Raw genomic sequence first — 21994 nt, 5'->3', positions numbered from 1 at the left:
GTTGCCGCTGCCAAAACATTGGCCGTCTCCCGCTCATATTTTTAATAATTATTTAACAAGTATTCTTATTTCCGCGGCGGATCAAAACGGATAATCGACTCCCCGCTCGCGGTCGCGCGCGGCGCCGGCCGGAACGCGTGGCCGTAGATTACCTCGAATGTCAGCGGGATCTTGCCGTCGGCACGACGGCTTTGTTCCAGCACATCCATCGCGCGTTGCCACGCCTGCTTGCCCAGCAAACCACGGCGGCGCGTATCCAGCGGATTACCGCCCATCGCACGCACATCAGCCATCAGCTTTTCCACCGAACCGTAAGTCACGGTCAGGGTTTCCATATCCATCACCGGTGTCGAAAAACCGGCATTTACCAACATATCGCCGAAATCATGCATGTCTACAAATGGCAACACATGCGGCTCGGCATCGGCCGCCGCGAATGCCGCACGCAGCTCCTTGAAGGTGTCCGGGCCAAAGCAAGAGAACATCAGCAAACCGTCCTGGCGCAAGACACGGCGCCATTCGACGAACACCCGGTCCGGCTGCGGATGCCAATGCAAGGCCAGGTTGGACCATACCAGATCGACCGCATTGATTCCCAGCGGCAGTTGCGCGAAATTTCCGCATACCAGGCTGGCTCCCGAATCGCGTCCCATCACCGCCGGCAGCCATTGCTGCAACAGGCGATTCATCGACGACAGCCCCGCCACTTGGCTCTCCTGCGCTGCCGCCAGCATGGCGCTGGATGCGTCCAACCCGAGCATGGCCGCTTGCGGGAAGCGTTTTTGCAGGGTCGCCAGGTCTGCGCCTTCGCCGCAACCGGCATCCAGTACATGCGTCGGTGCAATTTTTACCAATGCCAGCCGCTCATGCATGCGGGTCGCCACTTCGCGCCGCAGGAAACCCGATTCCAGCGTGCGCACAGGATCGCTGAACAAGTCGCGAACGCGATTCAGGTCTATCGGGGCACTGAGTTTGGAGTCGGATTGTGGCGGCAGGGAAGACACGAATAAGGCAAGCTAAGCAATGAGATAATGCGGGCAAGTTTACACGCATGGAGGTAAGTGCGCGATGCTTTATCGTTTTATTGACTGGACCCGTCGTTGCATCCTGCGTTTGCCGGCAGGAATACCCACATCCTGCGCGCTCTGCAGCATCCCCGGCACCGCAGCGCTGTGCGGTCCTTGTGGCAGGCAATTCTTCAGCCGACGCCCGCGACGCTGCACACAATGCGCGTACCCGCTGGCAGACGGCGAACAGGTACGCTCCCTATGTGGCAACTGCCTGCGCATCCCGCGCGCCTTCGACGCAACCATTGTTGCCGGCGATTACAGCGCCCCGATCGACCATCTGGTACTCGCGCTCAAATTCGGCAATCAATTGGCCCTGGCCCCCTTATTCGCACAATTAATTGTCGATGCCCTGCTGCGCGAACGGGCTTTTGCGATGCCGACCATCATGGCTGCCGTACCGCTCGGTGAGCAGCGCCTGGCCGAACGTGGCTTCAACCAGGCACTGGAAATTGCCAAACCCTTATCCAGGGCCATTGCGATTCCGCTGATACCGCAGCTGATCCAGCGCAGTCGCGAAACCGCCATGCAATCCAGCCTGCCACCGGATGCCCGCCATCGCAATATGCGCAATGCCTTTACGCTGGCAGCACAGGCGGCCGACCTGGTCCGTGGGCAGCATATCGCTATCGTGGATGACGTACTCACCTCGTAGCTAAGAACACATGAATTGTTGATCGCCCCTCCCCTTCGATGACTGTCAGCGCGGGATGCTGTTATGGCACCACTAAAGCTGCTCCATCCCATAAACACCGGATTGTCGCTGCTGCAAGCTCATGTAACGATCACTGCTTTTTCGCGAAGCGGGTTAGCAATGCGTTACATGGCTCACCTAATAGGTATTCCAGTATTTCTATTATTAGCAGCACTACACATGTTCGCTGCAACAGCACAATTTCTTGATACACCTCGCGTACACCATCTCGCGATCTATACGTACTATCTTGGCATCGCGTTCGGCGTCACGAGCATTGCTGTACAAATCTATAACTGCTGGCGAATTTGGCAAGCGTATCGTGGCGTCTGTCATACGTGTGACTTATGCATGATGCCCACTACAAAGAAGAATGGCCGATATGGCCCGTACTTGAAATGCTGGCGTTGTGGTCATAACCACGCCATACGCAATTGAACGGTCGCCAAACAAAAAACCGGCATTAAGCCGGTTTCTATTTTCTATACTTTGGAAATTTAGTGACAGTGATAGCCGCCGTTTTTCCGATCATTATGACAACCATTTTTATCTGTGCCACCTGAGTGAGCAATGGCAAACGAAGTCCCGGCGATTAACAGCATTGCGATCAGTATTTTTTTCATTTTGTCTCCCCTTATGTAGTGAGTGCATGCGAAGCACACAACGTAATCATAGTCCTGTTGTCGATAGTCCGATGGCCCAACTCACCTAAACACGTCTAACCTAGTGCTTATGTCGGTGATGAATGTCAGGAAAATGGTCATGACTATGCGTTAATGGGTCATGCTCATGTGGATGAACATGAGGTTCTTTGCCATCCCATGGAAAATCATGCTCGTGCTGGTGATGTGCATCATGACGGTGTGCGTGCGCATGGGACAGAGGAACATGCGTATGTTTGTGTCCATGTGTTTCCGTCAAATGCAACCAAATACCAGCCCCCATCAATGCTGCTGCAATCCAAAATACTGTGCTGGGTGTCTCCCCTAAAAGCAAGAGTGATACACCCGCCCCTACAAACGGTGCTGCTGAAAAATACGCACCAGTTCGAGCCGTACCAAGATGGCGAAGAGAAAGTACGAACATCACCAGACTGAGGCCGTAGCCGCAAAAGCCTACGACGCCAGCATTAAAGATGACATGAACATCTGGTACTAAATAACCCATTTCGACTGCTATCAATAAATTCACCGAGCCAGCGACTAAGCCCTTAATTCCCGCTATTTGAACGGCGTCACTCGCTGATATTTTTCTGGTGAGATTATTGTCGATAGCCCAGCATAAACATGCAGCAACAATAGTAAGAGAACCCCAAGGGATTTCCAGCTTCGAGCTTTGTCCCCACGATAGCAATACGCCTGCTATCACGATCAAGACCATGCCTGCAAAAATACGGCGATCAAAGTTTTCTTTGAAAACAAACCAAGCCAACAACGCGGTCAATACACCTTCAATATTCAGTAAGAGTGATGCAGATGATGCAGGAGTAAGCGTCAAGCCAATCATCAACAACACAGGGCCAGCAATACCACCCGTCAGAATAGCTCCACCTAACCAAGGTAAATCACGTGCTGTTAAACGATCACCTGATGTCTGTTTGCCTCTGGATGAGATGAAACGCAATGCATACCAAGTGAGCAAACCGACTCCACTCCCGAGATAAAGCAATCCCGCAAGCATGACTGGCGCCATTTGGCCGACCAACATCTTGGAAAAAGGCGTACTGGCACCAAACAATGCAGCTGCCAGTAATGCGTAGACGACTCCTTTGTGCACCTTGCTTCCCTCTCCGTTATCTTTTCAGCAGACTTACTTCATTTCAGGAGGCCATTGATGCGTTTCCAACTGGCATTGTTGGCACCATGTATATAGTGCGTCGTACATCACCATGCCATGTTTAAGCATTTCGTGGTCATCAGTAAAATTTCGGGACAGCCCTAATGACAGCGCATACAACCCAGCTGATTGTGGCGTGAGACCAAGCCTTGACGTATCTGCACCTCGCACGATCTCAGCAAGTTGCAGTAGAGCAGGATCGACCAACTTGTATTTTTTCAAGATGGCATCGAAGCTACAAAATTCGCCATCATGCGTTAATTCCACACCCGGCACGTCATAAGGGATGGCACCTGTTTTTTCTGCAGTACGCATCACATCTTTCGCCGGAACATAGAGAAACTCTGGATTTTGATCCACAAAACGAGATATCAACCACGGACAAGCAATGCGATCGATCTTTGGACGCTCACGTGTAATCCATTTCATGTTGATCTCCTTATCAGACCGATGCTGCCCAACGTTTTTCTATCTTGTTCCAGTCGATATTTTTCATAAAGGCATCCACGTATGCTGCTGCCTTTGCGCCAAAATCAATGTGATATGCATGCTCATACATATCCAACGCCAGTAGCGGCAGGCCCCCAGCCAGGGTGTGACAATGATCTGCTGCCCATTGATTACTTAGCTTGCCATCTCGTGGTGACTTCCCCAGCACTACCCAACCAGATCCGCCACCCAAGGCTTTTCCCATCGCGACGAACTCGGATTGCCAACGCGCTACACTGCCGAAATCGCGTTCAATCGCACTGCGTAGTGAACCTTCTGGCAACAAGCCATCTCCACCCAAAGAATCAAAATAAATTTCATGTAACAACATCGAGTTATATGCAATCAGCTCTTCTCGTTTGAGCCCATTGAGAACAAAACCCGGCACTTGGTCGAAATCGACATTCCCCAGTTGTTCCTGTATCGCGTTCAAGCGCTTGACTGCGCCACCATAGTTATTGCCATGATGGCTTTGAATTAATGTGGCAGATAATCCCGACAAAGCTGTTGTATCAAGTGATAGCGGAAGTATTTCGTAGGGCATTTTGTTCTCCAATCCGGCTCAACTAAATGAGCTAAATGTTGAAACTTGTTTTCAGAATTAATCCGATCGCTGCGCTTGCTGCAATAACATGCATGACATTACGTTTGTAGCCAACCAGTGCGATAGCCGCAACGATGGCCATTAGTGCTGCAATCCAGTCGAACGTGCCAGAGAATCCTGTTGGCCATAAGACGTGATAGGCGAAAAACGCTGCAAGGTTAAGAATCACACCAACTACAGCTGCAGTAATGCCGCTCAGAGGTGCAGTGAATTTCAAGTTGCCATGTGTGGATTCAACCAAAGGGCCACCAGCCAGAATGAAAATAAATGATGGCAGGAAGGTGAACCATGTCACGAGTACGGCAGCGGTAGCGCCAGCAAGGAACTGCAAATCAGGGCCGAATATTGCTTGTACATAAGCACCGACAAAGCCCACAAACGCCACCACCATGATGAGCGGCCCAGGGTTAGCTTCACCCAATGCCAAACCATCGATCATTTGCGTAGGTGTGAGCCAGTTGTAGTGACCGATCGCACCTTGATAGATGTATGGCAAAACTGCATACGCGCCACCAAATGTCACCAAAGCGGCCTTGGTAAAGAACCATCCCATTTGCGTCAAGGTGTGGTCCCAGCCGAAGCGCAGTGTTAGCACCGCCATAGGTACGCACCACAACACGGCCCCTACGGCTAGAATCTTCGTCAATCCAGACCAGCGAAATTGAGCATGTTCCGGTGTCGGCGTATCGTCATCAATCAGTGCAGGGCCGTATGATTTATTGGCTTGGCCATGTCCGCCACCGACTGTAAATTTGTCTGGAATATAGCGACCACCGAGATAACCAATCAATGCGGCTGTTGCGACGATGACAGGGAACGGTACATTCATCGCAAAGATGGCGACAAAGGATGCAGCGGCAATTGCCCACATCAAATTGTTCTTCAATGCACGCGAACCTATGCGATGAACCGCATGCACGACCACGGCTGTAATTGCAGGCTTGATACCGTAAAACAAACCGGCGATCAGCGGCACATGACCGTAGGCGATATAGAGCCAGGACAATGCAATCAAGAAAAACAAGGATGGTAGTACGAACAGCACACCAGCTGCGATGCCGCCTTTGGTACGGTGCATTAGCCATCCCATATAGGTGGCAAGTTGTTGACCTTCCGGCCCCGGTAACAACATGCAGTAGTTCAGTGCATGCAGAAAACGGCGCTCGCTAATCCAGCGTCTTTGTTCAACGAGTTCTCTGTGCAAAAGAGATATTTGCGCAGCAGGGCCACCGAAACCGATGAAGCCAAGTTTGAACCAGAGTTTAAGCGCAGACCAAAAAGGCACTTGATCGGGGCGTGTTTGTTCTTCAGTACTCGTAACTGAAGTAGACGTAATGTTACTCATGCTGAAGTGTCCTGTTCAAAGGTGGTAAGCAGGCCATCGAAGATGCCTGACGCGATAGCTAAAAGTTGATCATCATCAGTAACCGTTTCACGGATACCAGCCAGCGCACGTTCTATGCCGCTAGCTTCCGGTGGCTGTATGCCACCAGCGTCGATAAAGTGAACGATGCCACCCAAGCGTGCGAGCGCAGGAGAGTCAAGGCCAAAGCTGGCCAGCAAGGTTTCAAACGTCACCTTGGCACCGACATGAGAAAACGTCGCACCATCGAAGTCGAACCCCAATGCATTAGCCGGGCAATCTGCCGGGGATGCCAGCCAGAGAATGTTCGCTTTCGGATCGATAAAGCGACGAATCAACCATGCACTTGCCAAGCGATCCATCCAAGGACGAGCACGCGTTGCCCATGTACGACCACGATAATCGGCAAGCGACAAGCGCTGGATTTCTCCCGTGATGGAATGTGGCTCATCCGGCGATAAGGTACGGATTGCTGTTGCTTCCAACTCCAGTAGTGAGGCCGCTGTTTGTTTTTGTGATTCGCTGAAAAAGAAATCGATGGCAGCTAACTGATCAAAGGCTTTACGTAGTTTGCGTGCCTGTTTGATCGTTTCTGTCGCCGTATCGTCGCTGAGCTTGGCTCGGCATTGAGCAATGTCATCTGACAATGCGGCGAATTCTGTCGAGCGATCGAACAAGGTAAGGAATGCATCGTTATCTGTACTCGTGTGGAGTAAGTATGTCGTCCCGCCGTTCTTGTCGATATCGTCGGCGATCTCTGACAGGGTTGCTTTACAGCCACTTTGATCTGGCAATAGATAAACACCATCGCGCAAGACAGCCGCTCCGGAGGTTTTGAGCGCCCTCCATGCCCTCATACGCGCTGTGGCGTTTTCTGTGGGCAGGGTAAGTATGAGCAGAATCCATTTCATAATTAGTAGCTTTCTCTACGATTATGTAATTAACTCTACCACATCATTAGAATTATGCAATGTGTTTTACATGCCGACTACATGCCATCAGCTCAATAAAAATCGTTCTCATTTGGTCTTGAGTCGTAACAATTAATTGCTATAATCTGGTCACAACCTATCCAAGAGATCTTTTGTGCGTCGTTTCTTTTGCATTTTCCTGTTGATGCTTTTGCCTTTGCATAGCTTTGCTATGCAGGGGATTTGGCTATCGGCGGCAAATGCTTATGACTTGACACATGAACTAGAGCATCAGGAAGGCACTAGCCATCATCACGGTGACGACGGTTCGATCCATTACGATGATTCAAGCGAATCAACTCAGCATTTCTTAGATCACGCTGCTTCCGCCCAAACGGCAACATTGCCTTCTAGCGTTACCCTTCTGAGCCCAGTACTTACATTCTTCATTGCTACGTCAGAACGTAGCGACTACATACCTGACCCTGTTCCAGAGCGTCCACAACGTCCCCCTTCCCCTCTCGGTTAATTCGCCGAGGGTGTTGCATTTTTCATATCTTTTAAATTTCACGTAGAAGTACCCTGCGTGATATGCGCACACCTTCGGTTCGCCTTTTTGGATACCGAATGGAGATCGCATGTTTGTCAGTTCTATATTTCATCGTTTTAGTCTTTTAGCCATCTTGGCGCTCACAGCGCCTATGACGCTATCGGAACCCCTAACCCCACTCTCGACCGCTGTTGATGCAGCTTGGCAAAGATCGCCATTGGCTCGCACATTAGAAGCTCGACGAGACGAATCGTTGGCTGGACGTCAGTCAGCTCAATCTTGGATTGCTGGCTCACCGACAGTTGGGTTATCCCAACGTAGTGATCGCTGGAATAATCAAAATGGTTTTCGCGAAACCGAAGTTTCCGTTTCTGCGCCAATTTGGCTACCAGGGCAAAAATCAGCACGTGAAGCACTAGCCAATATCAGCTCCGACGAACTGGATGCGCAAATAATCAATACGCGTTTACTAATCGCTGGAGAAGTACGCGAGCAGCTATGGGCAGTTGCTGCCGCACGTGAAGAACTGGCGGAAGCGCAGGATCATCAACGGCACCTTGATGCACTGGCCGCTGATGTAATGCGTAGAGTTAAGGCTGGAGACCTCGCAAGATCTGACGGCTTGCTCGCTCAGCAAGAAGTGCTCGCAGCGAAGAACGCTATTACCGCTGCCCAAAATCGACTACACATCTCGATGGCTCGTTACATGACGCTAACCGGCCAACAAAACATTCCTGTTCCCGAACCTGAACCTATTGCAATGGCAATGCAAGAGCCACATCCCAAGATGTTATTCGCACAGAAATCTATGCAGCGCTCTCAAACATCTCTCAAGACAGTTAGAGCGACGCGTAGCGACCCTCCTACAGTTGGCTTATTGATGCGACGTCAACAGGATGGCTTCGCAACCAGCTCAAATCAAAGCGTTGGAATTGCCGTACAAATTCCGTTTGGAACGGATGCGCGCAATCGTCCTTTAGAGACGGCGGCTCTTACCAGAATTGAAACATCGAAAGCAGAAGCTGCGCAGGCTGAAAGCATGCTTCTAAGCGATATCGAACTCGCACGCCAACAATTGCTTGCGTCAAAACAAGGATTGGAAGCTGCTACGGAGCGTGTTGCATTGACACGTGAACATACCGAACTGATCGCAAAAGCATTTCGACTAGGTGAACGTGGACTCAATGAGCTCTTACGCTCTCGCGCAATCTCTCATGAAGCAGACGTAGCAGCAAGACAGCAAAGAGTCGCCGTGGGACTTGCCCATGCCCGTTTAAATCAAGCCTTAGGAATCATCCCGTGAATCTACTCAAATTTGTCATTTTCTATTGTCTGCTGATGACCTCAGCAGTAGCTGCGCCTGGGGCACACGGCCCGAATGGTGAACATTTGGATGGACCGACTGGTCATGTGCACCGTGATGCAGGGCCTCGTATAGAAACATTTTCCGAATCGTTCGAATTAGTCGGTCGACTACAAGGAGGTGAATTGTCTATCTTGATCGATCGCTATGAGTCCAACGAACCAGTTTTAAACGGCAAGCTGGAAGTTGATTTCAATGGTTTGAAGGCACCTGCAAAGTTTCATGCTGATCACGGCGATTACGCAGTCGATGACGAAATGCTGTTAAAAGCACTTGCCAAACCGGGGAAACACGCTCTCCTCTTTACTCTCACTACAAACGATGAAAGTGACTTGCTAGAAGGCACTCTTATCGTACCAACTGACATTGAAGCCGATGACCATGCGCATTTCCCATGGGCATGGAGTGCTGCTGGTCTGATCATAGTCATCGTCTTGTTGATAGCTGCTATCAAATTTCGCCGCCGTCAAAAATCGACAGGAAAATAATCATGAATATCAAATCGTCTTATCTCACTATTTCTGCATTGGCCTTTGCTTTGTTATCACCGATTAGTCATTCGGCACCTGGTGCACATGGCCCCAATGGAGAACATCTGGATGGTGCCGTATCTGGTGATGGAAGTGGATTAACACGGCTGCCCGATGGCAGTCTCAATGTCCCCAAACAAGCGCAACGGCGCATGGCCATCCGAACAGTGATGGGAATCGAAGATAACTATCCATTGACAGTTGAGTTAAATGGCCGCGTTGCTATCGACCCTAATGCCGGCGGACGAGTACAAGCCCCGTTTTCTGGGCGCATTGAAGCCGGGCCAAAAGGTTTGCCGGTGACTGGACAGCAAGTTGAAAAAGGTCAAGTTTTGATTCGTATAACACCTGTTGCCAGCGCAATTGACCGGGGCAATCAGCAAGCGCAACTGGCCGACTTACGCGCCAACCGTATTTTGGTTGAGCAAAAAGTGAAGCGACTTGAATCGCTGGAAGGCACTGTTCCACAAAAAGATATCGATGCGGCACACGCTGAATTAAATAGCCTGAATGGTCGCGAACGTGCAGTTTCAGCAAGTGTCGGCGGTAGTGAAGCTATCACAGCTCCCGCTTCCGGCATCATTGCGACGGCAAATGTCTTAAGCGGACAAATTGTGGAAGCACGCGACGTGTTGTTTGAAGTCATCGATCCCAATCGCTTATTTGTCGAAGCAAATACTACTGACATTTCGCTGACAAATCGTATTAACCAAGCGAGCTTGGCCGCGCACCCTGAGATAGAACTGACTTTACTGGGTGGTGGACGCAGCTTGCGTGATGGAGCGCTACCAATCAGTTTTCAGGCGAAAGGGAAAGGCATGGCGCTTGCAGTTGGCCAACCAGTTACCGTCATCGTTAAATTGACGGAGAAAATAAAAGGTATCTCTCTACCAGCAGAAGCATTAGTACGTAGCCCTGAAAACCAAGCCATTGTATGGATCAAATCAGGTGCTGAACGTTTCATTGCTCAACCAGTTGAAGCCAAAGCGATAGATGCAAAAACCATCGTAGTTGTAAAAGGACTTGCCTCCGAAAACCGCGTTGTTGTGTCTGGCACAGCGCTCATCAACCAAATCCGGTAGGGGCGAACTCATGTTTAATTGGATAGTTCGCTTCAGTCTTACCAACCGAGTATTTGTCTTAGCCGCTGCATTGCTCTTGGTTATGTACGGCACTTTCATGGCATTACGCACTCCGATTGATGTATTCCCAGACTTGAATAAACCCTTGGTGACGGTTCTAACAGAGGCCGGTGGCATGGCTCCTGAAGAAGTTGAACAATTAGTGTCGTTTCCGATAGAAACGTCTTTAAACGGAATGCCTGGAGTTACCAGAGTACGTTCTGTCGCTGGCGTAGGCTTGTCCATCGTGTATGCCGAATTTGATTGGGGCACTGACATTTATCGGAACCGACAGCTTGTGGCAGAGCGACTTGCGCTGGTGAAGGAACAGCTGCCCGGTGGCATCACCCCCATAATGGGACCGGTTTCATCGATCATGGGCGAAATCATGTTGATTGCCTTGCCAATCGATACCGCACAAACCGATCCAATGCGCGCAAGGGAATATGCTGACTTTGTATTGCGACCTAGACTCTTATCGATTCCAGGCGTGTCCCAAGTCATTCCTATTGGTGGTGACGTAAGGCAATTGCGAGTGGAGCCTGATACCGCCCGCATGGCACAGTTCAATGTGACGCTTGAACAAATCGAGGGAGCACTACGTGGTTTTGCTGCCAATACAAGCGGAGGGTTCATTGACCTGAATAGTCGTGAATACCTGATTCGCAATCTGGGGCGCACAAATCGCTTAGAAGACGTAAAAGGATTGGCGATTACTTACCGCAATGGCGCACCTGTTCTGATGGAACAAGTTGCATCGGTCCGGTTTGCTGCGGCCTTTAAACGAGGCGATGCAGGATTAAATGGGAAGCCAGCAGTCATTATCAGTGTTCAAAAACAACCTGCAGCGGATACAGTCAAGCTGACCCGGTCAATTGAAGCCGCATTAAGTGAACTTAAACAAGGACTCCCTGCTGGGCTTTCTGCTCCTGAGGTCTTGTTTCGACAAGCCGACTTTATCGAAGCATCCATCAGTAACGTAGTAGAGGCACTACGCGATGGTGCGATCTTGGTTGCCATTATTCTGTTTGCGTTTCTACTAAACGTCAGGACAACCGCTATCTCGCTTATTGCAATCCCTTTGTCGCTCGCTGTGACGGCAGTTGCGTTTCATTTACTAGGCCAATCAATCAATGTAATGACCTTGGGTGGTTTAGCCATCGCGATTGGTGAACTGGTCGATGACGCTGTCGTAGACGTCGAGAATATTTTGCGGCGACTGAAACAAAGACGCATTGGAGATAACTCAACATCCGTCTTTGACATCATCTGGCGTGCCTCGGTTGAAGTTCGATCCGGCATCGTCTACGCAACGATCATCGTCGTCCTTGTCTTCGTGCCTCTTTTTGCTCTGCCCGGCATTGAGGGCCGTTTGTTTGCACCACTTGGTATTGCCTACATCGTGTCGATTCTGGCATCAATGCTAGTTTCCATGACCGTTACTCCGGTGTTGGCGTATTACCTATTGCCAAACATGAAGCAGCTTGCACACGGTGATAGCCCTATAGTTTGTCGCTTAAAAGCGTGGGACAAACGTGTGCTCGAATGGTCGCTCCCAAGAGCCAAGATGATATTGGCCGCCGCCGCACTGGTAGTGGTTGCTGCCGCCTCTACGATTGCATTCTTCCCGCGTGCTTTTCTCCCGCCATTCAATGAAGGTTCTTTGGTAATGGGAATGACGTTTGTCCCGGGCACTTCGTTGGCAGAAGCTAATCGGATGGGCGCAATGGCAGAAACATTGATTCGGCAAGTCCCTGAAGTCATTAAGGTTGGACGACGCACCGGTCGCGCAGAACTTGATGAGCATGCCGAAGGCGTTCACTCGTCGGAAATTGACGTGGATTTGAAGAAATCGGAACGAGGTCGCGAGGAAGTAATGGCCGACATCCGTGCACAACTTTCTACTATTCCTGCCTCAGTAGCAATCGGCCAACCGATTTCCCATCGGCTTGACCATTTGCTTTCTGGTGTTCGTGCACAAATCGCATTGAAGATTTATGGTGACGATACGGATACGCTACGTGGATTGGCAGAGGGATTACGGCAACGTCTGACAACTGTACCGGGCTTGGTCGATTTATCTGTTGAGCGGCAAGTCCTCATTCCGCAAATCAAGATTCGAATTGATTATCGCAAAGCTGCTCAGTATGGATTAACTCCGGGGCAATTACTCAGCGCATTAGAAACGCTTTCTGAAGGCAAACGTATTGCGCAGGTTGTTGATGGGGTACGCAGGTTCGACGTAACCATACGCTTACCTGACGATGGCCGCTCACCACAGGACCTTGCTCGCATCATGCTGGATACTCCTGCCGGGAAAATCCCTTTGTCGTCCGTCGCAACGGTCGAAGAAGGTGACGGACCCAATCAAATCGGTCGTGAAAATGGTCGGCGGCGTATCGTTGTCTATGCCAATACGGATGGTTCGGACATGTCACGAGTCATCGCTGATGTTCGCACCGCTATTGCAACGACACCAATGCCCAATGCCTACTTCGTGAGCATTGAAGGACAATTTCGAGCGCAAGAACAAGCGATGAAACTGATCGTTGGCTTGTCGCTTTTGTCGTTGGCGATGATTTTCCTCGTACTTTACTCACGGTATAAATCTGGCGTCTTGGCATTAGTCATCATGGGCAATATTCCATTTGCATTGGTTGGCAGTGTTATTGCGATGTGGATTGCAGGCGTATCTTTGTCAGTCGCTTCTATGGTTGGCTTCATCACATTGGCGGGCATTGCGACACGCAATGGCATTCTTAAAGTCAGTCACTACATTAACCTCTGCAAATTCGAAGAAGAGAAATTTGGTTTGCCTATGATCATTCGCGGCTCACTGGAAAGGTTGACTCCAGTATTGATGACGGCATTGGTCGCTGCATTTGCTTTGGTTCCTCTGCTGTTGGCAGCAGATGCACCGGGCAAAGAAATTTTGCATCCGGTCGCTGTCGTTATCTTTGGTGGCTTGATCAGTTCGACGCTTCTCGACTCGCTTCTTACACCATTGATATTTTGGCTAGTTGGCCGCAAGCCACTAGAGAGACTGGTAGCAGCCAATCAGGACGATTCGTACTAAAACGGGTTTTGGTGGCGGCACCCATCCAAGACCCGCCACATTTATGGAGAAAAATGATGAAACGATTTTTAACCCTGATAACCATGGCAATTACCTTGTCAGCAACTGGTCAAGTACTGGCTCATGGCTCAAAAGCAAATCACGGAGGTATCGTGCAAAGTGCAAATGATCTGAGCTTTGAACTGGCTACACGTGATGGCAAAGTGACGATTTACGTCGAAGATCACGACGAGGAAGAGTCAACTGCTGGTGCCACCGGCAAACTGACTATTCTCAGCGGCACTGAAAAAACTGAAGTCCTTCTTGAGCCGTCAGGAATCAACAAGATGGTAACAAGAGGCGAAATTAAATTATCAAAAGGCACAAAGGTAATCGCTTCCATTACCTTTGCTAATAAAAATACGGTAAATGTACGATTCGCCATTAAATAGAATCTCGTAACTAGCGGCGTGCTCCCAAAACGGGGGAGAGAATGCTCTATTCGTCGATAAGTGCGAGACATGATTTGGGGTGTATGCAGTCGTATCACACCTCCACTCGCTGCAAATTGGGGATCAGCACCAAGGGTTCCAGCAGCTCAAATTCGAACCATATCCCGAACTCACATGTACTTGTCGAGATCGGGATACTTTTCCAACATTGGCCGCAGGCAGTCACGCCATACATCCATGACCTCCTGACGTGCTCGCAGCCCTCTTGCACTGTATTCCTGCTTAATTCGGGGATCAGGCGCTTCTGCCACCTTCACACGATACTCGATGGTGATTACGTGTTCTAACGTTTCATCATCGAAGTCTTGTTCAATGCTTTCTACACTGGAAGATTCTTTGTCTTCGAAGTGAAATTGCTGGTCCAGTGCTGTGACGTGTCTTGAGTAGATTGGTAGCTGCCTCATCATGCAACCCGCAATACAGTATTAGTTATTACATCAATCAACCGCTTGTGCTTTTCAAGATCACTTGCACTGTGATCTGTTGGCTGGCCGTTAAATTCTTCTGATTCGAAGATATCCGCCTTCACGCGATACTCAAGCCAAATCACGTGTTCTTGAGTGTCGTTATCGAAAGCACGTCGTACCGGCTTCACCGTTGATGTTGCGCCGGTTTGCATGTTGAATGTTTGATTCAATGCTTGTAAAAATTTGTTCCACTTGGTCATGTTTTGCCCCCCGTTTCAGGGTATTTATGCACCTAATTTATATGTGCATCCGACCTAGTGTGGTAACGTGCTCTAAGTGTCAATGCGTATCCTTGACATAAAAACTCGATGTGCCGATATCACACAGATCGCCTTTAAAAATCTCTGGGGAGAGAGTAATGAAACTTATAAAAGTTCGCGTGCAAAATTATCGCTCAATCGAAGACAGCGGCGAATTCGAAATCGGTGATTTGACCTGCCTAGTAGGAAAAAATGAGGCCGGAAAGACAGCATTATTAAGCGCGATTCGTGGCTTTCGCCCTTCGCAAGACTTTGAGTTTGATGAAACCATCGACTATCCGCGGCGTTTTTCCACAAAATTTGACGACCGCCACCATGATGGCACTGCTGAAGTTATACGTACTTGGTGGCGCTTAGAAAAAGCCGATATTGAAGCGGTTGAGAAACACTTTGGACCAGGTGTAATCAACACCGATGTCTTCGATGCTCATATGGGTTTTCGATACGACGGCGATAAGCGCATATGGAACATTGGTACTGACAGCGAGAAAGCGTTGGCATATCTTGTTACCAAAAACTCCTTAGATGCAACCGAGCGTAACGTTCTGAACGGCATCAAAGATGGCCCTTCTGCAGATAAAGCTCTGTCCTCTCTTTCAGAGCGAACGCCAAAACAAGAATCTCTTCTTCAAGAAATCAAGAAATGTCGTGGGTCCCGATTGGATTTGGCTATCATCGATATCCTTGCGGCTAGGCAGCCCAAATTCTTCTTCACATCTCACTTCGAACGCATGTCGGGGATGGTCGCAATACAGAAATTGCAGCAAGACAAAGAAAATAATACGGTATCAATTGGAGACAAAATATTCCTGGATTTTTTGGAATACGCTGGAACAACATTAGAAGAACTACTCAACGCTGATCGTCGGGAAGCCCTCAAGGCGACCTGCGAAGCTGCTAGCAATGAAATCACCGAAGAAATCTTTCAGTTTTGGAGTCAAAACAACGCCCTTGAGGTGGTAATCGAGATCGACACAGGCAAGCCAAAAGATCCGCCACCGTTTAACACCGGCATGGTTGCTGATATTCGCATCAGGAACACTAACCATAAAGCAACTCTTCCCCTCTCTGAACGAAGCGCAGGCTTTGTGTGGTTCTTTTCGTTCTTGGCACAATTCAAACAACTCAAAAAGACTCCTGGAAATAGGAATGCTGTCGTTTTACTTGATGAACCTGGGCTGACTTTGCATGGCAAAGCTCAGGGTGATTTGTTACGTTATATCGTTGAACGATTGCTACCCGACCATCAAGTAATTTTCACGACTCATTCGCCATTTATGGTTCCGATGGATCGCTTGGCTGATGTTCGAATTGTTGAAGACGTCATAGTTGAGCAAAAAGGAAAGCGCCCCGAGATCAAAGGCACCAAAGTGCGATCGGACGTCCTCGAAGTGGATGGTGACACCCTGTTTCCTCTGCAAGGCGCACTAGGATACGAAGTTACCCAGTCGCTTTTTATAGGCACAAATACATGGCTAGTTGAAGGTCCATCGGACATATTGTATTTGCAAGTCCTCTCGCAGGCTTTGATAAAACGAAAAAGAGAAGGAATTGACAAAAAATGGACACTCTGCCCGTCGGGGGGTATCGATAAAATTGCGCCTTTTGTAAGACTTTTTGGCGGAAATGGTATTAACGTGGTTGTGCTTTCGGATATTGCAAATGGCGACAAAACCAAGATCGAAAATTTGAAGCGAGCAAACATACTCAAAGCTGGGCATTTCTATACTTGCGCTGATTTTACCGATCAATCAGAATCGGACGTAGAAGATCTCTTCGAGCCAGAGCTATTCATTAAAATGTTGAACAACGCGTATGCTCTGCCGAAATTAAACGCCATCACATTAAAAGCCCTCAAAGAAGTGGACAGCACCCCACGTTTAGTCAAACGAGTGGAGGAGTTATTTAAATTAATGCCTCCATCGATATCAGAATTCGACCACTTCGGGACTGCACGCTGGCTGCTAGAGAACCCATCGATTCTGGATAGTGATTCCCCTTCAGTAAATGCCACCCTCGATAGGTTTGAAAAACTGTTCAAGACATTCAACGCTTTGATTAGGTAATGCATTTGCCATTAAGTGACTGAATGGGCTTACTTGTGAGCGCATTCAGCGCACTTCTAATGCATTGGTGTGTACACGGTCAACTTACACCTCCCCGTCCAGATTGAAATCGTCGGAATGTTCTGTGACCTGCCATAAAAAATGGCCCAGTTTTTCAAGGGGCCATCTAACTGTTTGATTTCCTTGTGACTTTATCGGTGCATCAAGAGCTTAGTAGGCTCTTGATGCACTTAATAGAAGTTAGAGAACTCTTGAATTTTCAAATTTTCTATTCGCGGAAGTCAGTATCTGCTCAACTGTTGCGACAGTAGCGTTTAAGTATCTATTCAAATCCGCTACTTCAATTGTCACCGTTTCTCCTGCACGCCATCGGCCTGTTGTTTCCTTTTCGAACTTTGTGTCAACCGCTCCCCCCCTGTGTGCCAGGATATTTCGCAATTTACCCAAGATAAACAGATCAGGCTCAGCCAATGACATTCGCAGTTGTTCATCCCGTTCAAATAGTGGCAACAACAATGCCTTCATAGAAACAAGATCGCTTAAGTCGTTTTCAGTAAGCACAAGATCACCAACTCGATCTGAAAGATTTAGGCCGATAGCCAGTAAATCGGTCAATGTCCACTTGGCCCGTCCTATTCTTTTCTTGGCATCTTCATCCGCTAATAATAGATGTAATGCTTGTGGACATTGATTTAGGTAACAGCGTATGAAATCCGAAACGAATGTTTCGAACGCTGCCCATACACTGATCGCCGACTGCAGTAGCAAATCTTGAGCACCGCGCAAAATGCTTCCCTCGTCCAACTGTGTCGATCGATGAAGCCTATGTATGGCGCCACGATGAGCTGCGTCGATACCCTTGTCAGACGCCATAAAATTAGCAAACATCTCTGCTGCGAGCTTCTCACGCAACGGTGGAACGAGATTATCGAAATCATCTTCAACTTGTGCCACCGCTTGAAACAAAGCTCTTTGCTCGAAGCTTTGAATTTGCACATCAAGCACACCCAACCAAGCCATCCGATAGGGCAAAAGGGCAGCCGTGTTCATGCGCCCTAAAGTCGTTCCGTATGTGGAAGCAAGCTGCTTAATTTCATCGGGCAAAAATATCGTTTCTTTACTCTTGTTCTTCAAACGCCGAGAAAATCCAAGAGATTGAGGCAAAACGAAGTATCGAACATCTGGCAGCTCAACAGGATATACCTGCTCATCCGGAATTTGATCCATATGATTTTCTTGTCGTTGAAGTAACAGCATATTACCGGATGCCTCGGCACGTACGTGTTTGTCTTCACATGCACATCAACAACACTTCATGACATTGTATAAGCGGCATCGATTTAGTTGATACACAAGTACTGTTAGTTTCTGACTTGAATCGTTTCCAAATCCTTCCTCTGAATCAATGCTCTACCACCCTCGTTGAACACGACGACAAATCCCATCGGGTCTTCCCCTTGGGTTTGCACAGGGATAGGCTGGGGTGCAATCTCGCAGTCGCGAGGCATTTGCACGTAAGGATTGTTAATCCTTTCCATGACTTGTATCTTCTGCATTGACCTCATATCAGAGCAGAATGTCGCTCCCTGCCGTATTACAGTTTGAAATGTGACCTGCGCCTGCGCCTGCTTGTCGGATGATTGTGATTCGCTACAACCAATCATTGTTGTTGCGATGATGATCGATAACAGTATCTTGATATTTTTCATTTTTCTATTCCTGTATCGGTTTCAATCTTGCTGCGACAAACGGGTGCGCTGGATTCACCGAGCATATAACCATCTTAGTAACGTCACCTTTGTCGCTGAAAATCAGCTCAGCCTTCTTCCGCTCTTTAGGGTAAAGGCCAATCGTGTCCAGCATCCCTCCCTGAAGTGACGTGCCATTTTTGTCATATGCCCACGTATCGATATAGGTAGTTATTGGAACTGCAGCCGTACTCTCCACCATGCAGAATGTCTTTCTCCCATCTGTTTTGCATTCACTGATCTTTAGCGGCTCAGGACACATTGCCAATTCATACGAAACTGCTCTCTGCCCACATGCTGTGAGTGCAAACGCTACGCCCATCGTGGAAATGATCTTGGTAACTCGCATACGACTCCCTCAGTCCAATTTATTTAGCAGTCGGCACAGGAACGCCAGCCAAGGCGCATGGGGGTTCGGCCCCCATCCGGTATTGTTTTCTGGTCCGGCAAGCGCTGCAATGAACGAATAGAGCTTGCTCGTGGAGCGCGGACTGTTAGTTACCCATGTCATATGCGGCATCGAATTTTCTTCGATGGCTTGAACGATGTCTTCGTTGGACATTTTTACTCCCTGTGTGCACGTCAAAAAAGGAGGGGCATAAGCCCCTCCAGCATTCCAGCTTTGTCAGTTTCTCGACCGCATCAATGCTGGCAAACAGTCTTCGGCTTTTATGCCGACACCGTCGCTCAAGTCATTTTTTTGATCAACTTAACATTAAACGCCAATACTAGGCGTATTGTGATATTACACAACGTTTCCACGTGGGACAACATTAGGCGCTATCTATTTGCAAATTGCGTCTACTAATATGCCCACTGATTTAGCTGTCCGCATAGGAAAAAACATCTCTGCCCTTCGTAAATCTCGAAAGGTGACACAGGCTGCCCTTGCTGAAGCGGTGGGGATTGATACGGTCTCGCTGTCTCGCATAGAAACGGGGAAAAGCAACACTAGTCTGCTGACCTTGGATGCAATCGCTCATGAATTAAAAGCGCCATTGACCGCCTTGTTAAACGGTATTTCTGGCAAAAGTGCTGCACTTGCAGAGGACATAGCGTCTACGATTGAACCTCTGTCAGAAGCAGATCGTCTTTTTCTTCTTGAACAATTGAAAGCATGGGCGGCAAAACTTTCTGTACCTCGTCGTAAAAAGTAGAATTCTTCTGGTTAGATAAAGTACGGTTGAAGTCGTTGAGCAGATCACGTGCTTTTGCCGATGTCTCCGACAGTTCGAGGTGTGCGTAGATCATCGTTGTTTCAATTTTCGTGTGCCCCAAAATCTCCTTCACTTCATACAAGCTCATGCCGCTGCGAAGTAGCCTAGTGGCTAACGTATGCCTGAATGAGTGAATACGACACCCATCCAATCCCTCCTTCTTGATTGCATTCCGTATGGAATGTGTCGAGTAGCCACGTGCTTCGCCTGCCTTATTTTGGAATACGTGCACGCCATTTCCCTGTCGTCGCAGCAGAATCCGATAGACCCGATCCGTCATGTGTAGGATCAATCCATTTGAAACTTTGGTTCGCCAGAGGTTGATTGTGCGTGCATTCATGTCGATACGTTTCCATTCAATGTTTGCTATTTCGCTGTATCGCCCGCCGGTATCCAGCAATATCACCGCCAGATCGTAGCAATCCTGCAGCATCTGCTGAATGCGTTCACTACGCTCATTCAACGGTGCAAGACCTGGCCCTTCACGGCGGGGATCAAGAGATGCCAGTAAATTGCTTTCTTCAACATCAGATAAAAACCTGACAGGTGGTTTGGCAACCTTCAATTGTGGAAATTCGAGTTCGCTGACCTGATAGCCAAGTTTTTTTGAAAACTTCCACGCACCCCGTACAAGATTCAAGTTGTGCAGGATAGTTTGATTACTGATCCCCAAATCCGACCGACGCTGTTTGAATCGCTCCAAGTCATGGGATTGCAGCTCATCGATGTACTTACTAATCGGCAGATGTGCAGCGATGACATTCGCACATGACAGCATGCCCTTATGACTTGGCGTTCCCTTGCGGGATTCGCAGTACCGGGTAATTGCTTCGCCAAGTCGAATGCGCTCCTTCTTGCCGAGGTACAGATTGGCATGCAGCTGTGTGCGCCATTCGGCTTCCATCTGCACGGCTGCCTTCTTGTTAGTGGTTTTCGATGAACGGATATAGCTGGTGCCATTTAACTGAAATTGGATGTACCAGTGCTTGCTATTACCCCGTTTGACAATGCTCATGTCGAAACACCTACTTAAAACACCAGCATCCAACCAACACGGCAACAAGACAACGGGGAAAACTGATTTGAACGTAAGGTCAAATCAATTTTTGTCGTCGAAGACGGCAAACGGGATTACTTATGGAGGTTCTGTGCAAGCACTACGTGCGAGAAACGCTTCGATTTCTCACTCGCTTCGCTCGCTCGACAATCTCGCTTTTCTTACAGGGATCACTTGTGGGTTGGACTGAAAGTCCACAGCCCGGGAGATGGCTTTAACCAGCCACACGCAATTCAATCGGTTCACTGCGCTGTCATTACTGACGGTTTGTTTTATATGGAGAAGATAAGAAGCATGATTCCCAAGCTGACACCACAATGCTCGCTTCCATTTGCGACATCGATACTTTGACCAGAGATCATCTGGCAGGCTCGTTAATGCGGCTTCACGCATTCTGTTCCCACACCGCCGGACAGAAAGGGTATGACCGGCTGCGGCGTCTGTTAGCTTGTACTCGTGCTTGTTCCAACGCTGAAAGTCTCGAAAGACGAGTGTATTTATGTTGGCGAACAGATTGGATGCTTTTAAATAAGAAAAACGGCCATGGTGCATTTCCACCATGGCCGAGATACTGCAATTTACGGTGCCGACTTCTTTTCCTTCGATGCACGGCGTCTGCAGTTATACCAGTAGGTTTGCGCTCCCTTCGGGGTCAACGTTGCACCTTCTACGAAGGCCGCAATGATCGTCTCTTTTGATTCAGCGCTGATCTGCGGATACATAGCACGTGCTGCATCAGCTTTCGTTTTACCTTCTGCAATCAACGCTTTGCCATCTGCAATTGCTTTTTTGATTGCTGGCTTACTCATGTCTACCGGCGTTGACGGCAACGCTGACACCGTCTTTGCTGATGAAGTGTCCGGCGTTCTAGTGGATTGATTTGTTGACATAGACTTCCCATAGATGATTAACGATTGGCTCCGCCTCTGTTGGCGTAATCGTCTCGAATCCAGAGATGTCTTCAAAGATATCCAGCAATTGCTCCTCGAACTGACGTCGAGTTAAACCGTATCCCGCTTCGTCCAGTACGAATGTAATCAGGATTTCACATTGCTCTTCGGTTAGTGCGGCCATAACATCTCTC

At 48.8% G+C, this 21994-nt stretch carries 24 protein-coding genes; 8 read left to right on the top strand and 16 right to left on the bottom strand.

Annotated features, from left to right (window positions below; genetic code table 11):
• Positions 1 to 65: 65 nt before the first annotated feature.
• Positions 66 to 1004 carry a methyltransferase domain-containing protein gene (locus ACFQPC_RS14895; RefSeq protein ID WP_382272651.1) on the bottom strand — a complete coding sequence of 313 codons (939 nt, stop codon included), beginning with the start codon at positions 1002 to 1004 and terminating at the stop codon, positions 66 to 68.
• A gap of 64 nt (positions 1005 to 1068) precedes the next feature.
• Here ACFQPC_RS14895 and ACFQPC_RS14890 point away from each other — a divergent pair, with 64 nt between their 5' ends.
• Positions 1069 to 1722, top strand: a complete 654-nt coding sequence (locus ACFQPC_RS14890) for a ComF family protein (RefSeq protein WP_382272650.1) — start codon at positions 1069 to 1071, stop codon at positions 1720 to 1722.
• Positions 1723 to 2258: 536 nt separating this feature from the next.
• Here the strand turns inward: ACFQPC_RS14890 and ACFQPC_RS14885 are convergent.
• From ACFQPC_RS14885 to ACFQPC_RS14860, 6 genes are all read right to left on the bottom strand, one after another.
• Positions 2259 to 2384, bottom strand: a complete 126-nt coding sequence (locus ACFQPC_RS14885; RefSeq protein ID WP_382272649.1) for a YHYH domain-containing protein — start codon at positions 2382 to 2384, stop codon at positions 2259 to 2261.
• Positions 2385 to 2484: 100 nt separating this feature from the next.
• Positions 2485 to 3537, bottom strand: coding sequence for a DMT family transporter (locus tag ACFQPC_RS14880; RefSeq protein WP_382272648.1), 1053 nt, complete (start codon positions 3535 to 3537; stop codon positions 2485 to 2487).
• A gap of 33 nt (positions 3538 to 3570) precedes the next feature.
• The gene (locus ACFQPC_RS14875) at positions 3571 to 4026 is read right to left on the bottom strand and encodes a chromate resistance protein ChrB domain-containing protein (RefSeq protein WP_382272647.1); all 456 of its coding nucleotides are present in this window, start codon (positions 4024 to 4026) and stop codon (positions 3571 to 3573) included.
• Positions 4027 to 4039: 13 nt separating this feature from the next.
• Positions 4040 to 4630, bottom strand: coding sequence for a superoxide dismutase (locus tag ACFQPC_RS14870; protein ID WP_382272646.1), 591 nt, complete (start codon positions 4628 to 4630; stop codon positions 4040 to 4042).
• A gap of 31 nt (positions 4631 to 4661) precedes the next feature.
• Positions 4662 to 6035 (bottom strand): chromate efflux transporter, encoded by a 1374-nt coding sequence (chrA, locus tag ACFQPC_RS14865; RefSeq protein WP_382272645.1) that lies wholly within the window; start codon positions 6033 to 6035, stop codon positions 4662 to 4664.
• Complete coding sequence (locus tag ACFQPC_RS14860; protein ID WP_382272644.1) at positions 6032 to 6964, bottom strand: chromate resistance protein ChrB domain-containing protein; 933 nt, start codon at positions 6962 to 6964, stop codon at positions 6032 to 6034. Before ACFQPC_RS14860 ends, chrA begins: the two co-directional genes overlap by 4 nt.
• Positions 6965 to 7602: 638 nt before the next feature.
• On the opposite strand from ACFQPC_RS14860, the gene ACFQPC_RS14855 reads away from it, so the two are divergent.
• The 5 genes from ACFQPC_RS14855 to ACFQPC_RS14835 are packed head-to-tail and all read left to right on the top strand — an operon-like array spanning position 7603 to position 14035.
• A complete protein-coding gene (locus ACFQPC_RS14855) occupies positions 7603 to 8817 on the top strand; it encodes a TolC family protein (protein ID WP_382272643.1) in 1215 nt (404 codons plus the stop codon).
• Positions 8814 to 9365 carry a COG1361 family protein gene (locus ACFQPC_RS14850; RefSeq protein WP_382272642.1) on the top strand — a complete coding sequence of 184 codons (552 nt, stop codon included), beginning with the start codon at positions 8814 to 8816 and terminating at the stop codon, positions 9363 to 9365. Before ACFQPC_RS14855 ends, ACFQPC_RS14850 begins: the two co-directional genes overlap by 4 nt.
• 2 nt (positions 9366 to 9367) lie before the next feature.
• Entirely contained in the window at positions 9368 to 10489 is a 1122-nt protein-coding gene (locus ACFQPC_RS14845) for an efflux RND transporter periplasmic adaptor subunit (RefSeq protein WP_382272641.1), read from the top strand.
• 10 nt (positions 10490 to 10499) lie between these two features.
• Positions 10500 to 13604, top strand: coding sequence for an efflux RND transporter permease subunit (locus tag ACFQPC_RS14840; protein ID WP_382272640.1), 3105 nt, complete (start codon positions 10500 to 10502; stop codon positions 13602 to 13604).
• 53 nt (positions 13605 to 13657) lie between these two features.
• Complete coding sequence (locus tag ACFQPC_RS14835) at positions 13658 to 14035, top strand: hypothetical protein (protein WP_382272639.1); 378 nt, start codon at positions 13658 to 13660, stop codon at positions 14033 to 14035.
• Between the two features lie 170 nt (positions 14036 to 14205).
• Here the strand turns inward: ACFQPC_RS14835 and ACFQPC_RS14830 are convergent, their stop codons facing one another.
• Both ACFQPC_RS14830 and ACFQPC_RS14825 read right to left on the bottom strand, forming a co-directional pair.
• Positions 14206 to 14502: a hypothetical protein gene (locus tag ACFQPC_RS14830; RefSeq protein WP_382272638.1), complete on the bottom strand. Its 297-nt coding sequence runs from the start codon at positions 14500 to 14502 to the stop codon at positions 14206 to 14208.
• A complete protein-coding gene (locus ACFQPC_RS14825) occupies positions 14499 to 14762 on the bottom strand; it encodes a hypothetical protein (protein WP_382272637.1) in 264 nt (87 codons plus the stop codon). Before ACFQPC_RS14825 ends, ACFQPC_RS14830 begins: the two co-directional genes overlap by 4 nt.
• Before the next feature lie 158 nt (positions 14763 to 14920).
• On the opposite strand from ACFQPC_RS14825, the gene ACFQPC_RS14820 reads away from it, so the two are divergent.
• Entirely contained in the window at positions 14921 to 16888 is a 1968-nt protein-coding gene (locus tag ACFQPC_RS14820) for an AAA family ATPase (protein WP_382272636.1), read from the top strand.
• Between the two features lie 240 nt (positions 16889 to 17128).
• On the opposite strand, the gene ACFQPC_RS14815 is transcribed toward ACFQPC_RS14820, so the two are convergent.
• The 4 genes from ACFQPC_RS14815 to ACFQPC_RS14800 form a co-directional block, all read right to left on the bottom strand.
• Positions 17129 to 18115 (bottom strand): hypothetical protein, encoded by a 987-nt coding sequence (locus tag ACFQPC_RS14815; RefSeq protein WP_382272635.1) that lies wholly within the window; start codon positions 18113 to 18115, stop codon positions 17129 to 17131.
• 134 nt (positions 18116 to 18249) lie between these two features.
• Positions 18250 to 18597, bottom strand: a complete 348-nt coding sequence (locus ACFQPC_RS14810) for a hypothetical protein (RefSeq protein ID WP_382272634.1) — start codon at positions 18595 to 18597, stop codon at positions 18250 to 18252.
• A 4-nt stretch (positions 18598 to 18601) separates the two neighbouring features.
• On the bottom strand, positions 18602 to 18985 hold the full coding sequence (locus ACFQPC_RS14805) for a hypothetical protein (protein WP_382272633.1): 384 nt from the start codon (positions 18983 to 18985) through the stop codon (positions 18602 to 18604).
• A 9-nt stretch (positions 18986 to 18994) separates the two neighbouring features.
• A complete protein-coding gene (locus ACFQPC_RS14800) occupies positions 18995 to 19198 on the bottom strand; it encodes a hypothetical protein (protein ID WP_382272632.1) in 204 nt (67 codons plus the stop codon).
• 247 nt (positions 19199 to 19445) lie between these two features.
• Here ACFQPC_RS14800 and ACFQPC_RS14795 point away from each other — a divergent pair, with 247 nt between their 5' ends.
• Entirely contained in the window at positions 19446 to 19793 is a 348-nt protein-coding gene (locus ACFQPC_RS14795) for a helix-turn-helix domain-containing protein (protein ID WP_382272631.1), read from the top strand.
• Here the strand turns inward: ACFQPC_RS14795 and ACFQPC_RS14790 are convergent.
• From ACFQPC_RS14790 to ACFQPC_RS14780, 3 genes are all read right to left on the bottom strand, one after another.
• Positions 19696 to 20868, bottom strand: coding sequence for a tyrosine-type recombinase/integrase (locus tag ACFQPC_RS14790; RefSeq protein WP_382272630.1), 1173 nt, complete (start codon positions 20866 to 20868; stop codon positions 19696 to 19698). The genes ACFQPC_RS14795 and ACFQPC_RS14790 overlap by 98 nt on opposite strands.
• A gap of 620 nt (positions 20869 to 21488) precedes the next feature.
• Positions 21489 to 21719, bottom strand: coding sequence for a hypothetical protein (locus ACFQPC_RS14785; protein WP_382272629.1), 231 nt, complete (start codon positions 21717 to 21719; stop codon positions 21489 to 21491).
• A 58-nt stretch (positions 21720 to 21777) separates the two neighbouring features.
• Positions 21778 to 21984 (bottom strand): hypothetical protein, encoded by a 207-nt coding sequence (locus ACFQPC_RS14780; protein WP_382272628.1) that lies wholly within the window; start codon positions 21982 to 21984, stop codon positions 21778 to 21780.
• Between the last annotated feature and the right edge of the window lie 10 nt (positions 21985 to 21994).

It is taken from the genome of Herminiimonas glaciei (assembly GCF_042664955.1).
GTDB classification, from domain to species: Bacteria; Pseudomonadota; Gammaproteobacteria; order Burkholderiales; family Burkholderiaceae_D; genus Oxalicibacterium; species Oxalicibacterium glaciei.
Note: the sequence above shows the minus strand (reverse complement) of the source record. Positions and strands in the feature narration are given on the sequence as shown.

Bases quoted from the DNA above. Each gene is read 5' to 3' on its own strand.
- ACFQPC_RS14890 (WP_382272650.1), top strand. From the start codon at position 1,069: ATGCTTTATCGTTTTATTGACTGGACCCGTCGTTGCATCCTGCGTTTG.
- ACFQPC_RS14885 (WP_382272649.1), bottom strand. From the start codon at position 2,384: ATGAAAAAAATACTGATCGCAATGCTGTTAATCGCCGGGACTTCGTTT.
- ACFQPC_RS14875 (WP_382272647.1), bottom strand. From the start codon at position 4,026: ATGAAATGGATTACACGTGAGCGTCCAAAGATCGATCGCATTGCTTGT.
- ACFQPC_RS14870 (WP_382272646.1), bottom strand. From the start codon at position 4,630: ATGCCCTACGAAATACTTCCGCTATCACTTGATACAACAGCTTTGTCG.
- chrA (WP_382272645.1), bottom strand. From the start codon at position 6,035: ATGAGTAACATTACGTCTACTTCAGTTACGAGTACTGAAGAACAAACA.
- ACFQPC_RS14860 (WP_382272644.1), bottom strand. From the start codon at position 6,964: ATGAAATGGATTCTGCTCATACTTACCCTGCCCACAGAAAACGCCACA.
- ACFQPC_RS14855 (WP_382272643.1), top strand. From the start codon at position 7,603: ATGTTTGTCAGTTCTATATTTCATCGTTTTAGTCTTTTAGCCATCTTG.
- ACFQPC_RS14845 (WP_382272641.1), top strand. From the start codon at position 9,368: ATGAATATCAAATCGTCTTATCTCACTATTTCTGCATTGGCCTTTGCT.
- ACFQPC_RS14840 (WP_382272640.1), top strand. From the start codon at position 10,500: ATGTTTAATTGGATAGTTCGCTTCAGTCTTACCAACCGAGTATTTGTC.
- ACFQPC_RS14835 (WP_382272639.1), top strand. From the start codon at position 13,658: ATGATGAAACGATTTTTAACCCTGATAACCATGGCAATTACCTTGTCA.
- ACFQPC_RS14830 (WP_382272638.1), bottom strand. From the start codon at position 14,502: ATGATGAGGCAGCTACCAATCTACTCAAGACACGTCACAGCACTGGAC.
- ACFQPC_RS14825 (WP_382272637.1), bottom strand. From the start codon at position 14,762: ATGACCAAGTGGAACAAATTTTTACAAGCATTGAATCAAACATTCAAC.
- ACFQPC_RS14820 (WP_382272636.1), top strand. From the start codon at position 14,921: ATGAAACTTATAAAAGTTCGCGTGCAAAATTATCGCTCAATCGAAGAC.
- ACFQPC_RS14815 (WP_382272635.1), bottom strand. From the start codon at position 18,115: ATGGATCAAATTCCGGATGAGCAGGTATATCCTGTTGAGCTGCCAGAT.
- ACFQPC_RS14810 (WP_382272634.1), bottom strand. From the start codon at position 18,597: ATGAAAAATATCAAGATACTGTTATCGATCATCATCGCAACAACAATG.
- ACFQPC_RS14805 (WP_382272633.1), bottom strand. From the start codon at position 18,985: ATGCGAGTTACCAAGATCATTTCCACGATGGGCGTAGCGTTTGCACTC.
- ACFQPC_RS14800 (WP_382272632.1), bottom strand. From the start codon at position 19,198: ATGTCCAACGAAGACATCGTTCAAGCCATCGAAGAAAATTCGATGCCG.
- ACFQPC_RS14795 (WP_382272631.1), top strand. From the start codon at position 19,446: ATGCCCACTGATTTAGCTGTCCGCATAGGAAAAAACATCTCTGCCCTT.
- ACFQPC_RS14790 (WP_382272630.1), bottom strand. From the start codon at position 20,868: ATGAGCATTGTCAAACGGGGTAATAGCAAGCACTGGTACATCCAATTT.
- ACFQPC_RS14785 (WP_382272629.1), bottom strand. From the start codon at position 21,719: ATGAGTAAGCCAGCAATCAAAAAAGCAATTGCAGATGGCAAAGCGTTG.
- ACFQPC_RS14780 (WP_382272628.1), bottom strand. From the start codon at position 21,984: ATGGCCGCACTAACCGAAGAGCAATGTGAAATCCTGATTACATTCGTA.